Origin of the sequence: Mycolicibacterium moriokaense (assembly GCF_010726085.1) — a bacterium.
Lineage (GTDB): Bacteria > Actinomycetota > Actinomycetes > Mycobacteriales > Mycobacteriaceae > Mycobacterium > Mycobacterium moriokaense.
In genome coordinates, this window is record NZ_AP022560.1 from 1,873,873 (window position 1) to 1,888,451 (window position 14,579).

Genomic DNA, 14,579 nt, shown 5'->3' on the forward strand with positions numbered 1-14,579 from the left:
GAGTCTCCGTCAGAACCAGGGCGATTCACTGTCTTCTTTACCGACGGCTTCGGCTCCACGCTTGATGTAGAGAGTCGCCGAAATCAGTGACTTAAGAACAGCTTTCTTGTCGTCTGCCGCCCGCTTTTCGTAGTCGAGAACTCTGTCGTGTTCACGATCCTCTCGCCTGTTGCGAGCGTCGATGCGCTTCGTCCATACCGCAACGGTCGCCGTCGATACGACCGAAGCTATCGGTACAAGGCCGGTGGAAACAAATGTCGACCAGTTCACGAAACGTGAGGTTACGCGGGGTCACGCGCGGTCGAACCCGGAACGCTCCGGGCGCAGGGGTCAGGTGCAGCAGTTGGGATCGAGAACCGAGCACAGCGCTACGAGCGAATCGCGACGAGGCCGGTGATACACGTTCATTCCCCGCCGCTGCGACTCAATTAGCCCCGCCCGTCGCAGTTGCGACAGGTGATGACTCACCGTGGATTCACTGAGCTGAACCGCCGCAGCAAGATCGCAACTGCACTCCTCCCCGGCTTGACTGCTGAACAGCAGAGATACCAGCTTGACCCGCACCGGGTCAGCTAGAGCTTTGAGGCGCAGTGCGATCTCCAACGCCGCTTCATCACCGACTGGGCCGGCCGCAACGGGAGAGCAGCACACCGGGCTAGACATATCGACAACGGGCAACGCTTTGGGCATGTGAACTATCTTGCCACAGGGTATTGACATATGTCGAAGAGGTGGCATCATGGGCGTCATTAGAAGTTCGACATAAGTCTCACAGGTACGGAGGTTCCCATGTCTCGCATACAACTCGCCCTCAACGTCGATGACCTCGACCAGGCGATCACGTTCTACTCGAAACTGTTCAACACCGCCCCCGCCAAGGTGAAGCCGGGCTACGCGAACTACGCGGTAACCGAGCCGCCGTTGAAACTGGTGCTGCTGGAGAACCCCGGCAAGGGCGGCACGATCAACCACCTCGGCGTCGAGGTCGAGTCGAGCGAGACCGTTCAAGCCGAAATCACCCGTCTTGCAGGCGAAGGATTGTTCACCGAGGAGGAGATCAACACCACCTGTTGCTTCGCTACGCAGGACAAAGTGTGGGTTAGCGGTCCCGCCGGTGAGAGGTGGGAGGTCTACACCGTGCTGTCGGACTCTGACACGTTCGGCACCAGCCCGAGGCACCCCAACGGCGGTGACGACAGCGGCGACGGCAGCAGCGAGGGTGATGTCTGCTGCGGCGGTTCGACCGCCGACGTCACTGAGGGCGAGTCCGCGAACGCCTGCTGCTGATGGCGGCAACAGCGTCGAATCCTGAAACGGAATCGCACGTTGCGGTAGTGGAGAAGCTGTCGACTCTGGACCGGTTCCTGCCGGTCTGGATCGGCGTCGCCATGGCCGCTGGGCTGCTGCTGGGGCGTTGGGTGCCCGGCCTGGGCGCGGCGCTCGACCGCGTGCAGATCGACGGCATTTCGCTTCCCATCGCCGTGGGGTTGCTCATCATGATGTATCCGGTGCTGGCCAGGGTGCGATACGACCGCCTGGACTCCGTCACCGGAGATCGCAAACTGCTCGTCAGTTCCCTTGTGCTGAACTGGATTTTGGGTCCTGCCCTGATGTTCGCGTTGGCGTGGCTACTTCTACCCGACCTGCCCGAGTACCGCACCGGCCTGGTCATTGTCGGGTTGGCTCGCTGCATCGCCATGGTGATCATTTGGAATGACCTCGCTTGCGGCGACCGCGAAGCAGCGGCGGTCCTGGTCGCGTTGAACTCGGTGTTCCAAGTCGTGATGTTCGCCGTGCTCGGATGGTTTTACCTTTCGGTGCTGCCAGGCTGGCTCGGGCTGGAACAGACCGCGATCAGTACGTCACCGTGGCAGATCGCCAAGTCGGTGCTGATCTTTCTGGGCATCCCGTTGATCGCGGGCTACATGTCCCGGCGATTGGGTGAGCGGGCCAAGGGCCGACCGTGGTACGAGTCGAGATTCGTGCCAAGGGTCGGCCCATGGGCTCTCTACGGTCTGCTGTTCACCATCGTGATCCTCTTCGCGCTACAGGGCGACCAGATCACCAGCCGCCCCCTCGACGTGCTCCGCATCGCCATCCCGCTGCTCGTCTACTTCGCTGTGATGTGGGGAGGTGGTTACCTGCTTGGCGCTACCCTCGGCCTCGGCTATCCACGCACCACCACACTGGCGTTTACCGCCGCAGGCAACAATTTCGAACTCGCCATCGCCGTCGCCATTGCCACCTACGGCGCTACCTCCGGCCAAGCGTTGGCCGGTGTCGTCGGCCCGCTCATTGAAGTGCCAGTTCTCGTCGCGCTCGTCTACGTGTCACTGGTCATACGCAAGAGCTTTCGAGCAACCCCAAACCGCACAACGCAAGAGGTCGTTCCCGATGACTGATGCCAAACCCGCCGTGCTGTTCCTCTGCACACACAACGCCGGACGTTCACAGATGGCGATGGGATTCCTCAAACACATCGCTGGGAATCGGGCCACCGTCTACTCGGGTGGCTCCGAACCCGCTGACGCAGTCAACCCCGCCGCCATCACCGCCATGGCCGAAAAAGGCATCGACATCGCAGGGGAACAACCGCGGCGCTGGACCGCCCACGACATCGAAGCCGTCCAAGTCGTGGTGACAATGGGCTGCGGGGACGAGTGCCCCTACATTCCCGGCAAGCGTTACGAGAATTGGGAACTAGCAGACCCAGCAGGCCAAGACATCGACGCCGTGCGTCCCATCCGAGACGACATTGAACGACGGGTCCATGCCCTTGCAAAGGAGCTAGGTCTCTAGCCGCCTTGATCTCGATTCTCAATCAGCCTACGCTTCCAATCCCGACAAACGCACGCCAAGGAGTTCCGAACGTCTAGGGGCAGAGCACCGGGGATGCTCACCTGACGGCTGGTCGCCACACGAGCAACTCGAGAGTCGCGGCTTCTAGCGTGCCGTGCTCACACGCCCAACTTCAGGCTTGCGCCGGCATCAACGAACAGCTGCTGCCCTGTGACATAACGAGATTCGTCTGACGCGAGGTAGACCACCGCATGCGAGATGTCCTCTGTCTCGACGTAAGGGATCGGCATCGCCTGCAGGAGAGGGAAAACCAGTTCGGCGTCTTCGCGCGTCGGATCGGGTAGGTCCGGCCGGAAGACCTTGTACATCGGCAGGTTGTGCAACATGTCGGTATTGACATTGGTGGGGTGGATCGTGTTGATCCGAATGTTGTGGGGCGCCATCGTGAGCGCCAGCGCCTTCGTATAGTCGCGGACCATTTTCTTGGCCATGCCGTAACCCGCTCCGCCGGGGCCCTGGGGGCCTCCGCCGGTTGCCAGATCCTTCTGTTCGACCAGGCCCGCGATCGATCCCGTCACGATGACCGATCCGCCCGACGTGAGATGCTCGAGCCCGACATGGATGGTGTTGACGACGCCCACGAAGTCCACGTCGAAGGCGTCGATGAACCCCCGGTACGGAATATGGTTGCCCTGCGGGCAGATTCCGGCATTCGCGACGACGACGTGTAGCCCACCCAGTTCGGCAACCGCGTCGTCAAGCACCTTTTTCAGGGTCGGACGGTCGCGGACGTCGACTGCCGCCGTGACGACTCGGCGGCCCGATTTCTCAACCAGCTTCGCGGTTTCATCAAGATCGGCTTGAGTGGCCAACGGGTACTCGTTCGAGGGAATGTCCGCGCAGATGTCCAGCGCGATGATGTCGGCACCCTCGTCGGCCATGTGAATTGCATGGCTGCGACCCTGGCCACGCGCCGCACCGGTGATCACGGCCACCTTGCCGGAAAGACGGTTCATCGGACCCTCCATCTTGCGACGGGGAACCTGCCGCCGCCGTTGGATGATAGAACACTCAGTGTTAATCTGTCACATGTGCAGCTAGCGCGGAGTCGCTGGAAAGGCGGCACACTGTGACAGTCGATCCGGAGCAGGCGAGGGTAGACCTCTTCGCCGACGTCAACATCCAGGATCCGTATCCGCTCTATGACCGGATGCGCGAAAAAGGACCCGTCCACCGGGTCGGCGATTCCGGTTTCTACGCGGTATGTGGCTGGGATGCGATCCACGATGTGATCAACCGGCCCGAGGTCTTCTCATCGAACCTGACGGCCACGATGACCTACACGCCGCAGAACGGCATCGGTGCATTCGAGCTTGACGGGCTAGGCGGCCCCACCCAGGTCTTGGCTACCGCGGATGATCCGCTTCACGCCGCGCACCGCAAGATGCTGGTTCCCCAGCTGGCGGCGAGACGTATTCGTGCCGCTGAACATTTCGTCGCGGATGTGGCCGACGGGTTATGGGTCGACGGTCTTCGCGACGATCGCATCGAGTGGATGGGCGCGATGGCCAACCGCCTTCCGATGATGGTGGTGGCCAAGATCATTGGCCTACCCCGCGAGGACGTCGACTTCCTCATCACTGCGGGCTACGCCACGACTCAACTGCTCGACGGACTGATCGATGCCGACGGACTCGCCGCCGCAGGCTCAGCGGCGATGGAACTGAGTGGCTATATCGCCGAGCAATTCGAGAGGGCCGGCGCAGACCCGAAGGACAACTTGCTTGGTGATTTGGCGTCAGCCTGTGCATCCGGGAAGCTCGACGACACCACCGCTCGCGTCATGATGCTCACCCTGTTCAGCGCCGGCGGTGAATCGACCGCATCTCTGCTCGGCAGCGCGGTATGGCTCCTGGTAACCCAGCCCGACATCCAGAGGCGGTTGCGCGACGACAAGAACCTGTTGGGCGCATTCATCGAGGAGTCCCTGCGTTACGAACCGCCGTTTCGGGCCCACTATCGCCACGTCGTTGCCGACACGGTTCTCGGCGGTGTCCAACTATCGGCAGGTGACCGGCTGTTGCTGCTGTGGGGCGCGGCCAATCGAGATCCGACACAGTTCGAAGCGCCCGACGAATTTCGGCTCGATCGTTCGAAGGCGAAGGGGCACATCACGTTCGGTAAGGGTATCCACTTCTGCGTAGGTGCCGCCCTCGCGCGAATGGAAGCCCGGGTTGTCCTCGACATGTTGTTGGACCGCACCGCTTGGATCGATGTCGCTGAGATAGGACGGTGGCTGCCGAGCATATTGGTCAGGCGTCTCGAACGTCTGGAACTCGCGGTCGCATGACGGCGCGCCGCCGCCGCGCGGTCACATCGCGGTGCGCTCGTCGTGGCCCATCGATGACGGGTCACGGTCGAACTCTCGCACCATCGCCTGGATGACGTACGAGGCCGCAAGCCGACCGTCTTGGGTGAAGACCCGACCATCACCCTGGACCAGGCCGCGCCCGGCCCAGAAGGCGCGGTTGGCGTACAACAACCAATCGGTGACGTCGACATCCTCGTGAAATGCGACCGTGGCCTTCATGATTCCGGTCGACAGCGTGCGATGCGCGAGCGCCTCGCCGAAACCGGCGTGCGGAAGCATTCCCGCCGCGATTGTCCAATGGGTGGTCGACTGCGCCAACAGCGCTGCATGGAGATACGGCTGATCTGGCGACTTGCGAAACCGCACCCAAGTGTTGATCTCCGGCGGGCCGACACGGTTTGGGTCTTGGTCGTACGCCCCGTCGACAACGCGGATTTCGCGTCCCGGCATGCCGAAGCCCTCAAACGGCACCGCTTCGGCCGGCCCAGCGACATCGGGCATCGCTGCGACGTGGCCGATGACGTCGGGTGCACCGGAATCGCAGAGCAGGATGGCCGCGGCGCGCAAGGTGCCGTGTTGTGTCACCCGAACCTCGGCCGTCGAGAAGGTTCGACCGCTGCGCAGCATTTCGACGGCGATGTCGACGGGTGCGCCGAACGATGCCGCCTTCATGAACACCATCGATGCCGATGTGACCCGTTGAGCCGGAACTGATTTGGAGGTCGCGACGATGGCTTCGGCCAGCAGTTGACCTCCTTCGACGACGTCGCGTTGAGTCGGCCCGTGGGCAGGGCCGACGAACTGGCCGTTGCCGACCCGTTCGACGTCGATAAGCCGGACCAGTTCGTCAGCGTCACCCCAGAGGGGGAACCTGGTAGGTACCGCGGTTCCGTCGGCCCAATGCTCGACCACAACCACGCGCAATTGATCGTCGTAGAACGAGACGTGACCGGCGATCCCATCAACTTCCGTCAGCGGGGTGGCATACGTCCAGGCCACGTTCTCGACAGTGCGCTCATCGAACGTGAGGCTCCAATAGCTCGCCACACCTTTGAATGGGCACACCGTGGTGTGGTCGGTCGGTGTGAGGTGAGTCCATTTCACGTCCGATTGCGGAAAGTACAGCCGGTCAACGTGATCGGTTTCGGTGACAATGAGGCAGTTTTCGCTCTCGGCGAGGAGCGTGTCGCCGAACCACACCTGACCGACGTAGGGGCAAGGCGTGATGTCGATCCGGTAGTCGGGATGCGATGGCCATGCCGACTCGACTTGCGTTGTCATACCCGCATCGGCCCCGTCGGTGACTTGACGACAAGGGACTCCAGCCCGACGTCGGGGTGGTCGATGGCGCTGGCGAAGATGCCGGCCAGCACATCGGCGACAGCCTCAGGAGTCATCCGGCTCTCTTGGACCAGTCCACGGGCCAGCCATTCTGTGAGCGCGCTGTTCAGAACGTCAGGGTCGAAGGCCGACGTGAAGTCGGTCGGCACGGTGCCACTGATCTCGACACAGCTGAACCGGTACCCCGGCTTCTCCATGCGCCACGACACGAGGCATCGCTCCATCGCCGCCTTGCTCGATGAATACGCACCGAGCGCGGTGTGCGGATAGCGGACCGAATCCGAGGACAGCACAGCCACAATCGCGGTAGAGGTGAGCGACGGCAGATGTGCCCGGATGAGCTCGTGGACGCCGATCACGTTCGTCTCGAACACATCACGCCAGTCCTGTGCGTCGGTGTCGGTGAACATCTTCAAGGGCGCGTAACCCGAGCAGATCAACAGGATGTCGATCTGTCCGAGAGCTTCTCCGGCGGCCGCGCCGAGACGTGCGCAATCGGCGGGGTTGCGAACGTCGACGGCCACCCTGGTGCCTGTGCCCGCTTCGGCCACGACCTCGTCCAGCTTCTCGGCGCGCCGCGCTGCGAGAACCAGCTTCGCGCCTTCCTTACCAGCTCTGACAGCGAACGCGCGCCCGATGCCGGCGGATGCGCCGACCACGACCACCCTCTTGCCGGCCAGTGACCGCTCGCCCATGTAGATCTCCTCACACCCCGGCACACCATGGCCCGTGGGGGAACAGTATTACAGAATATGTCTAGTTGCCCATAGGGCTTGGCCAGCTGTCAGCGCAATCCGTTGATCGCAAACTTTTCGACGTAACGGCGCACCGTGGCGGGCTTGGACATGTCGAATGTCAGTGCCTCGTTGACGGTCGAGAACGAATAGATGATCCGCGCCAGCCATTCACTCGCGGCGGTGACGTCGATTCCCGCGCCCACCTCGCCGCGCTCCTGCGCCTCTCGCACATAGGGGACCAGAAATGCCGTCGTACGCCTGACCGCCGAGTCCCCGTCCGAGATTATGTGTCTCATCAACTCTGCATCGTCAGCCATCAAACGGTTCCGGGTGCGGTGCTCGAGCAAGATCTTGGCCTGAGTCTCGGCCATGGCGCCGACCTTCTCCGCCAGCGTCGCTTTTTTCGCCATTGCCGCGGCAACTTGTTGGTAGAACTTCTGCGCGCCGAACTCTATCGCCGCGGCGATGAGGATGTTGCGGTCTTCGAAATAGCGATAGACGGTTCCGCGCGAGACATTTGCCATCCGGGCGACATCCTGGACGCTGGTGCGCTGGATCCCGAGTTGGGTGAAGCACTGGTTCGCCGCTTCGAGAATCTGATCCCTGCGGTCAGACTCTTCATGCGCGTCGACCTCTGCTACGACTCGCTCAGTCGACATGCTGCTCCTTGCCCTGAAAACACTTTTCAGCCGTTCATGCTACGCGACACCAGGTGTTTCGCTGTTTCGCCGCACCGCCGCCGTGAACTGCGATTTCTCGCGACTTCGTGCCCAGTTCGCTCCGCCGCCGATGCGGGCGGCTCCCAGACGTGCGGACTAAGCATAGTGACACACTGCGTTCAGTTGTTTACCCTGCCAGGGTATCGGTACCCGGCGGAAGCCGCAGGGTAAAAAGCACGAAGGGAGTCCGATTGGACCTCGGGGTGAGCGGACGCAACTTCGTCATCGTCGGCGGGACAACCGGGATGGGTTATGCAGCCGCTGAACAGCTTGCCGACAACGGCGCGAACGTGGCGCTCCTGGCGCGAGACGGTCGACGGGCCGCTGAGAAGGCGCAGCATTTATCCGATCAGCACGGCGTGCGCGCGGTGGGGATCAGCGTGGATGCGGCGGCGCCGGGTGACGGCGTAGAACGCGCAGTCGAACAAGCCGCCGAGGAACTGGGTGAACTGCGTGGACTCGCCGTTACCGCCGGGCCGATGAAACAGCAGGGACCATTTCTCGAGCACGGCGATGACTCGTGGGACTGGTACTACCAGATGATTCTGATGGCGACAGTGAGGTCTTGCCGCGCGATCATTCCGCACCTTCAGCGCAACGGGGGAGGGACGGTGGTGACGACGGCGGCGTATTCAGTGCGGGCACCGAAGATCCTCATACCGCCCTACAACGCGCTCAAGGCCGCTGTTCTGACACTGAGCAAGATTCTTGCTAAAACCCATGGGGGAGAGGGAATCCGCGTCAACACGGTCTGTCCGGGTTTGTTCGACACCGAAGTCAATGACTTCATCCGCGCGCGGCGGGCCGAGGAGTACGGCGTCCCGCTCGAGGATGCGATCTATACGCATCTGGCGAGCAACCCGGCATGGAATATGCGGGTTGCTCTTGATCGAGGCGGACGGCCCCACGAGGCCGGTGAGCTGATCGCGTTCATGCTCAGCGATCGGGCGGCCTACATGACCGGCGCGGTGATCAACATCGACGGTGGTACCGATTTCTAGAGTCCGACTCGGTCGGCGAGCAGACGGCGGTGGTAGGCGGCGTCACCCAGCAGCAGGCCCGAGGACTTGGCTCGTTTGAAGTACATGTGTGCGGGATGTTCCCACGTGAATCCTATTCCGCCGTGGATCTGGATATTCGCGGCGGCGGCTCGGGCGTAGGTCTCCGAGCAATACGCCTTGGCAAGGGATGCAGCGGCGGGCAGTTCGTCCGCCCCCGTGGCGGCGGCCTGCACCGCGTATTGGGCTACCCCGCGGGCACACTCGATCTCCAGCATCAAGTCGGCACACTTGTGCCTGATCGCTTGGAACGATCCGATCGGCTTGCCGAATTGCTTGCGGGTCTTTGCGTATTCGACGGCAAGTTCCAGGCATCGCTGTGCGCCCCCGACCTGCTCGACAGCCAGTCCGGCCGCGGCGATGTCCAGTGCGTGCGACAGCGCGGGCGTTGCCTGTCCCTCAACACCGATTAGTTCGGCTGGGGTATCGGAGAACTCGACACGGGCCTGGCGCCGCGTCGGGTCCAGCGTGGACAACGTCCGGCGAGACAGGCCGTCGGTCCCGTCAACCGCGAACAGCGAGATCCCCTTGTCGGTGAGCGCGACGACCAAGACCAGGTCGGCGATGTGGCCGTCGACCACAAATGTCTTGGTGCCGTTGATTGTCCAGCCCGACTCTGTGCGGCGTGCCGTGGTCTTGATGTCGTCGACGTCCCATCGACCGGACTCCTCGGTCAACGCCAGCGCGGCGACGGCCTCCCCCGACGCGATACTCGGCAGGTACCTCGACTTCGCGTCGTCGTCGTCGCTGCACAGCAGGACGCTGCCGGCCATCACCACAGACCCGAAGAACGGTCCGGGCAGCAGAGCGCGGCCGGCCTCTTCGACGACGACACTCAGCTCCTGGTAGCCGAATCCGCCTCCGCCGAACTCCTCCGGGACGGCCAGACCCTGCAACCCGAGCTCAGCCATCTGCCGCCAGACATCGACGTCGTACCCAGGGTCGGTCTCGATGACACGACGGACATCGCTCTCCGCTGATCGGCGTTCGAGAAATGCGCGCACGGTCCGGCGGAGCTCGTCCTGGTCCTCAGTCGACGCGAAACCCGGTGCAGATACCACCATCTCAGCGATTCCCCGTACGTCCGGTCGGATCAACGCGAGGGTCGGCGGCGTCACGGCGCAGCGTGCGCAGCCACTCGCCGACCGGTGCGGGCGCAGGCACCGGCGCGTCGAGACGGCCGGGGTCGGCGTCCCGGAACTCCTTCCACGACGGGAATGCGGCGTGAAAGCCCCCGTCGTGCCGCGGGGTACCCGGCCACCGCATCTTGTGGTCCCCGACGGGAGGGTCGGTGATATCGCTCTCATACCAGAACAGGGGCGTGCGCTTGGCGAAGTACCATCGGCCCTCGCGCCGTTGGTAGCTGTCCAGGTAGGCGAGCATCTCGATCACCCAGACCGATTCCGTCTCCAGGTCATTGCGCGAGTAGACGAGGCCGGTGGCGTTGTCGGCGTCATGGATGTCGATGACGTGGCCGAGCACACCGTGCGCACTGCCCAGTAGGTCGCGGCGCAGCGCGGTGTCGTACCAGGACCGCAATGCCGCGCGACCCTGTTGCTTCCCGGGTACGCCCACGTCCTCGATGAAGAGGTTGACCAGCGCATCGAGATCCCGCATATCCAGCGCGACAGCGTATTTCGCGGCGAGCTGGCGGATCTCATCGAGTGCCTCCAGGCGGGCGATGCGTGCCTCGAGGGCGGTCGGTGATGTCACGAGAGTTCTCCCGTCGCCATCAGCGCCGTCAATCGCGTCTTGTCGATCTTGTTGGTGGTCGTGTACGGCAACCCGTTGGGATCGGGAAGGATCACCCATTTCTTCGGCACCTTGTACGCAGCGATCTGGCTGCGGCACGCGGTCACGAGATCGTCGGCAGACACACTCCGGCCTTCATTGAGCACCACGGCGGCGCTGACGATCGCGCCCTTGTCCGGGTCGGGGACTCCGACCACGTACGCGATGCGCACCGCGTCGATGCGACCCAGCGCCGCTTCGACCTCCATCGGCGCGACGTTCGTCCCCGACGTCTTGATCATGTCGTCGGTGCGGCCCGCGAAGTACAGGTGTCCGTCATCGTCGCGGTAGCCGGCGTCCTTGGTGTGCAGCCAACCATCACGGTCTACCACCTCGTGCCACTGCTTGCCGACCATGCCGCGCAGCAATGCCGTTCCGCGCACGCAGATCTCACCGGTGACGCCGTTGGGCACTTCGTTGCCGTCGTCGTCGACGATCTTGTGTTCATACTCCGGCGCGGAGACCCCCAGCGACCCGCGTTTAGCCTCGGGTAACTCTTCGTGAGGCGGCCACCAGGTGTGCGAACTGCACGTCTCGGTCATACCCAACTGCGCGACGCGCAGGGACGGGTCGGCGGTGCGCTTCTCGGGCGGCAGCAGCACCTGCTGATAGCCCTCGCGCAGCGACGACAAGTCTGTGGATGCGAAGTCGGGGTGATTGGTGAGCGCGGGGCCGATATGCGGAAAACCCGTGGTATAGGTGGCCTTTTCGGTCTCCAGCAGCCGCAATACCAGGCCCGCGTCGAACTTGTGCTCGGTGAGCAGCGTCGCGCCGACCTGCATGGGACCGAGCAATCCGAACACCAACCCTGCGACCCAGAAAAACACCATCGGTACGTAGATGCGGTCGTCGTGATTCCAGTCGTGAGCGGTGGCGATGAACCGGGAATGGGTGATCGCGGTGCCGTGGGTGTGGATGATGCCTTTTGGATTCGACGTGCTGCCCGAGGTGTAGATGACGAGCAGATCGTCGGCTGCGCGCACCGTCGCTTCACACGCCTTCAGGAAGCTGGGCTCGACAGGTTCGGGCCAGGTGCTGGGCCAGTCGTGAACCGCTTGTCCCAGCGGAAATACGTTGCGCAACTGGGGGAGTCGCGGAATGCGCAGTTGTCCGTCGGTGCTGCTCCAACCGTCCGCTGCTGCCTCGATACGGTCCAGCACGTCCTTGTCGAGCAGTGTCTCGACGGCCAGCAGCGTGTGGATGTCGGCGTCGCGGAGCACCCAGTGCAACTCGGCGGGTTGAAAGAGGGTGTTGATCGGGACCGCGACGGCCCCGATTCGGGTGGCTGCCAGAAAGGCGACCACGAAGTCGGGTCCGTTCGGTGCGAGTATCCCGATGCGGACGCCCTTGGTGACCCCGGCAGCGAGCAATCGTGCCGCCATGTCGGCAGAACGAATGTCCGCTTCGGCATAAGTGATTCGTTCCACCGCACCGTCGCCGCGCAGCGAGACCACGAAGTCACCCGCGCCGTAGTCAGCGGACACGGCCGCGAGCATTGCGGGCATCGTGGCCTCGTAGGGGAGCGGCTCGTACTCGAAAACCCTGTCAGCGGCCGTCATTCGACCACCCAGCGCGGCTCACGTTTCTCGGCGAACGCGACCATTCCTTCCCGGTAGTCGGGATGGGTCATCTGATGCTGAAGGACGTAGCGGTATGCGACGTCGTGTGCCGCGTGCAGGCCGACATCGAGACTGGTCCACATCGCCTTGATGGAAGTCTGCACGGTGGCAGGCGACAGTTTCGCGATCGACAACGCGATCTCGCGGGCGCGCTCCTGCAACCTGTCCGAGGGCACCACCTCGTTGATGAGTCCGATGTCATATCCGCGCTGCGCGCTGATGCGGCCGTCCTTGGTCATCAGCGCCAATTGCATCACCATCGACAACGGCATCCGCCGCAAGAGGACCGCAGGCTCGAGGGCAAACACGTTGCCGACCTGCAGGTGGGTGTCGATCAGTTCGGCGTGCTCGGCGGCGATGATCAGGTCTGCGTCGGCGACCTGATGCAGCGCCCCGCCGACCGCCATGCCGTTGAGCGCGCAGATGACCGGTTTCCACACGTTGTGGTGCAGCCGGGAGCCCGGGACCTTGTTGCGGATACCGCCTTCGGCCGTCGCCTTGATGTCCTGTCCGGCGCAGAACGCGCGATCACCCGCTCCCGTGATGATCGCGACGCGGATGTCCGGGTCGTCCCGCACCTGCCCCCAGGCCCAGCCGAGCTCGGAGCGGGCCAGGTCGTCGGTTGCGTTCAACCGCTCCGGCCGGTTGATCGTGATCGTCGCGACGTGGTCGCTGACGTCGAACAGAATTCTTTTCAGGTCCACACAATCCCCTGGCCTCGAGGCGCGAATAGCGCTGAACAGAATATCAGAAAGTGTCTCATCGTTTAGTCAGCTGTCCCTACGGCATCCACTGTCCACCGGACACCGAGATGAGCTGGCCGGTGACATGTTTGGCCGCCGGAGAGCAGAGGAATGCGACCGTGTGCGCCACGTCCTGCGGCTCGCCGATCCGTCCCGTCAGCGTCGAAGCGCGCATGCTGTCGAGTTCGTCGTCGGATTTGCGCGACAACAGCCACGGTGTCGCCGTGGTGCCCACCACCACGGTGTTCACCCTGATGCCCAGCGGCCCCAACTGCACGGCCATCAGGCGGCTGAGCCCTTCCACGCCTGCCTTGGCAGCCGCGTACGCGGGCGGTCCGGTGCGGACGCCGTGGGCGGACACGGAGCTGATGTTCACGATGGCACCGGTCCTCTCCTCGACCATCTGCCTGGCGACCACCTGTGCCATCACGAAGGTCCCTTTGAGGTTGACGTCGACGATGCGGTCCCAGTCCTCGTCGGTTTGGTCGAGAAAGCTGGCGGGGAGCGTCATTCCGGCGTTGTTGACCAGTGCTTGGATCGGGCCGTGCTCGGCGGCCAGCGCGGCCATGGCCTGCTCGACGGCCGCGCGATCGGTGATAGACAACTCCAGCGGCACAAGCAGTCCCGCCTGCGCGGCATCGGATTCGCGCGCGGCTGCGATCGCCTTGGCGTTCACGTCGACCACCGCGGTGCGATAACCCGCCTCCATCAACGCCTCGACGATGGCGGCGCCGATGCCCCGCGCTCCACCCGTGACCACCGCGACCGGCAGCACATCACCCGACACGACGACTCCGCCCCTGCTTGACCTCGCGCTCGATCCGGTTGATCGACGGGCGCAACAATCGAACGGCCTCCGACATCAACGCCTTGAGGTCACCCGTCCCGCCGCCGGCGACCCACAGGTCGATTGCGGCGCGGTTGGCGCCGTTGATCACGGTGGCCGCCAGGCGCGGCCGCACATCCATGTCAGCGTCGGCGTCCAGCCATCGCGCCACTTCGGTCGTCATCTGATCGATCCAGTCGTCGTTGATACGCAGCATCGTCGCGCGCAGCGCAGGCAGATTGCCGTACATCGTGGCGCGGACCAGGAAGATGTCCGGGTGCTCGGCGATGGCGGTGGCCACCGCCTCCGAGGCTTCGGCCAGCGCGTCCCACAACGAGCCCGAACGGGCTGCGCGGAATCGCCGAATCGCTTCGGCGAGACGGTCCGCATATCCGTCGAACAGGATGTCGTCTTTGGTGGCGAAATGGTGGAAGAACGTCCGCGGTGCGACGCCGGCTGACTCGGCGATCTGCTCGACGGTGGTCTGTTCGTAGCCCTTCGCGGTGAACAGGTCGAGGGCAGCCGCGATCAGTGCCTCGCGGTTGCGCTGGCCACGTGCCCGGCGTTGATCCATG

The 14,579-nt window shown here is 63.6% G+C and carries 17 protein-coding genes; 5 read left to right on the top strand and 12 right to left on the bottom strand.

All coding sequences use genetic code 11. The features are described 5' to 3' along the window. Window positions 1-9 precede the first annotated feature (9 nt). Together G6N43_RS09210 and G6N43_RS09215 are read right to left on the bottom strand one after the other, a co-directional pair. Window positions 10-270 carry a hypothetical protein gene (locus tag G6N43_RS09210; RefSeq protein ID WP_234810264.1) on the bottom strand — a complete coding sequence of 87 codons (261 nt, stop codon included), beginning with the start codon at window positions 268-270 and terminating at the stop codon, window positions 10-12. Between the two features lie 60 nt (window positions 271-330). Continuing rightward, on the bottom strand, window positions 331-690 hold the full coding sequence (locus G6N43_RS09215; protein WP_083156796.1) for an Rv2640c family ArsR-like transcriptional regulator: 360 nt from the start codon (window positions 688-690) through the stop codon (window positions 331-333). Window positions 691-789: 99 nt separating this feature from the next. Here G6N43_RS09215 and G6N43_RS09220 point away from each other — a divergent pair, with 99 nt between their 5' ends. From G6N43_RS09220 to G6N43_RS09230, 3 genes are read left to right on the top strand one after another with little or no spacing between them, the layout of a single operon-like run. Then, window positions 790-1,287, top strand: coding sequence for an ArsI/CadI family heavy metal resistance metalloenzyme (locus G6N43_RS09220; protein ID WP_083156795.1), 498 nt, complete (start codon window positions 790-792; stop codon window positions 1,285-1,287). Then, on the top strand, window positions 1,287-2,402 hold the full coding sequence (gene arsB, locus G6N43_RS09225; RefSeq protein WP_083156794.1) for an ACR3 family arsenite efflux transporter: 1,116 nt from the start codon (window positions 1,287-1,289) through the stop codon (window positions 2,400-2,402). Before G6N43_RS09220 ends, arsB begins: the two co-directional genes overlap by 1 nt. Further along, window positions 2,395-2,799 carry an arsenate reductase ArsC gene (locus G6N43_RS09230; RefSeq protein ID WP_083156793.1) on the top strand — a complete coding sequence of 135 codons (405 nt, stop codon included), beginning with the start codon at window positions 2,395-2,397 and terminating at the stop codon, window positions 2,797-2,799. Before arsB ends, G6N43_RS09230 begins: the two co-directional genes overlap by 8 nt. Window positions 2,800-2,957: 158 nt before the next feature. Here G6N43_RS09230 and G6N43_RS09235 read toward each other — a convergent pair whose 3' ends face one another. Then, window positions 2,958-3,815, bottom strand: coding sequence for a mycofactocin-coupled SDR family oxidoreductase (locus G6N43_RS09235; protein WP_083156810.1), 858 nt, complete (start codon window positions 3,813-3,815; stop codon window positions 2,958-2,960). A 113-nt stretch (window positions 3,816-3,928) separates the two neighbouring features. Here G6N43_RS09235 and G6N43_RS09240 point away from each other — a divergent pair, with 113 nt between their 5' ends. Beyond that, complete coding sequence (locus tag G6N43_RS09240) at window positions 3,929-5,149, top strand: cytochrome P450 (protein WP_234810263.1); 1,221 nt, start codon at window positions 3,929-3,931, stop codon at window positions 5,147-5,149. Window positions 5,150-5,170: 21 nt separating this feature from the next. Here the strand turns inward: G6N43_RS09240 and G6N43_RS09245 are convergent, their stop codons facing one another. From G6N43_RS09245 to G6N43_RS09255, 3 genes are all read right to left on the bottom strand, one after another. Beyond that, complete coding sequence (locus G6N43_RS09245) at window positions 5,171-6,451, bottom strand: DUF427 domain-containing protein (protein ID WP_083156792.1); 1,281 nt, start codon at window positions 6,449-6,451, stop codon at window positions 5,171-5,173. Then, entirely contained in the window at window positions 6,448-7,206 is a 759-nt protein-coding gene (locus G6N43_RS09250) for an SDR family oxidoreductase (RefSeq protein WP_083156808.1), read from the bottom strand. The genes G6N43_RS09245 and G6N43_RS09250 overlap by 4 nt, the downstream gene beginning before the upstream one ends. A gap of 89 nt (window positions 7,207-7,295) precedes the next feature. Continuing rightward, on the bottom strand, window positions 7,296-7,907 hold the full coding sequence (locus G6N43_RS09255) for a TetR/AcrR family transcriptional regulator (protein ID WP_083156791.1): 612 nt from the start codon (window positions 7,905-7,907) through the stop codon (window positions 7,296-7,298). Between the two features lie 251 nt (window positions 7,908-8,158). On the opposite strand from G6N43_RS09255, the gene G6N43_RS09260 reads away from it, so the two are divergent. Continuing rightward, the gene (locus G6N43_RS09260) at window positions 8,159-8,968 is read left to right on the top strand and encodes an SDR family NAD(P)-dependent oxidoreductase (RefSeq protein ID WP_083156790.1); all 810 of its coding nucleotides are present in this window, start codon (window positions 8,159-8,161) and stop codon (window positions 8,966-8,968) included. Here G6N43_RS09260 and G6N43_RS09265 read toward each other — a convergent pair. The 6 genes from G6N43_RS09265 to G6N43_RS09290 all read right to left on the bottom strand — a co-directional run bounded on the left by G6N43_RS09265 (window position 8,965) and on the right by G6N43_RS09290 (window position 14,578). Continuing rightward, complete coding sequence (locus G6N43_RS09265; protein ID WP_083156789.1) at window positions 8,965-10,089, bottom strand: acyl-CoA dehydrogenase family protein; 1,125 nt, start codon at window positions 10,087-10,089, stop codon at window positions 8,965-8,967. The two genes, G6N43_RS09260 and G6N43_RS09265, sit on opposite strands and share 4 nt — an antisense overlap. Window position 10,090: 1 nt before the next feature. Beyond that, entirely contained in the window at window positions 10,091-10,738 is a 648-nt protein-coding gene (locus tag G6N43_RS09270) for a nuclear transport factor 2 family protein (RefSeq protein WP_083156788.1), read from the bottom strand. After that, on the bottom strand, window positions 10,735-12,375 hold the full coding sequence (locus G6N43_RS09275) for a class I adenylate-forming enzyme family protein (protein WP_083156787.1): 1,641 nt from the start codon (window positions 12,373-12,375) through the stop codon (window positions 10,735-10,737). Before G6N43_RS09275 ends, G6N43_RS09270 begins: the two co-directional genes overlap by 4 nt. Beyond that, window positions 12,372-13,139, bottom strand: coding sequence for an enoyl-CoA hydratase-related protein (locus G6N43_RS09280; RefSeq protein WP_083156786.1), 768 nt, complete (start codon window positions 13,137-13,139; stop codon window positions 12,372-12,374). Before G6N43_RS09280 ends, G6N43_RS09275 begins: the two co-directional genes overlap by 4 nt. Window positions 13,140-13,215: 76 nt before the next feature. Next, window positions 13,216-13,965: an SDR family NAD(P)-dependent oxidoreductase gene (locus tag G6N43_RS09285; protein WP_083156785.1), complete on the bottom strand. Its 750-nt coding sequence runs from the start codon at window positions 13,963-13,965 to the stop codon at window positions 13,216-13,218. Further along, window positions 13,955-14,578 carry a TetR/AcrR family transcriptional regulator gene (locus tag G6N43_RS09290; RefSeq protein ID WP_083156807.1) on the bottom strand — a complete coding sequence of 208 codons (624 nt, stop codon included), beginning with the start codon at window positions 14,576-14,578 and terminating at the stop codon, window positions 13,955-13,957. The genes G6N43_RS09285 and G6N43_RS09290 overlap by 11 nt, the downstream gene beginning before the upstream one ends. Window position 14,579: the final 1 nt, after the last annotated feature.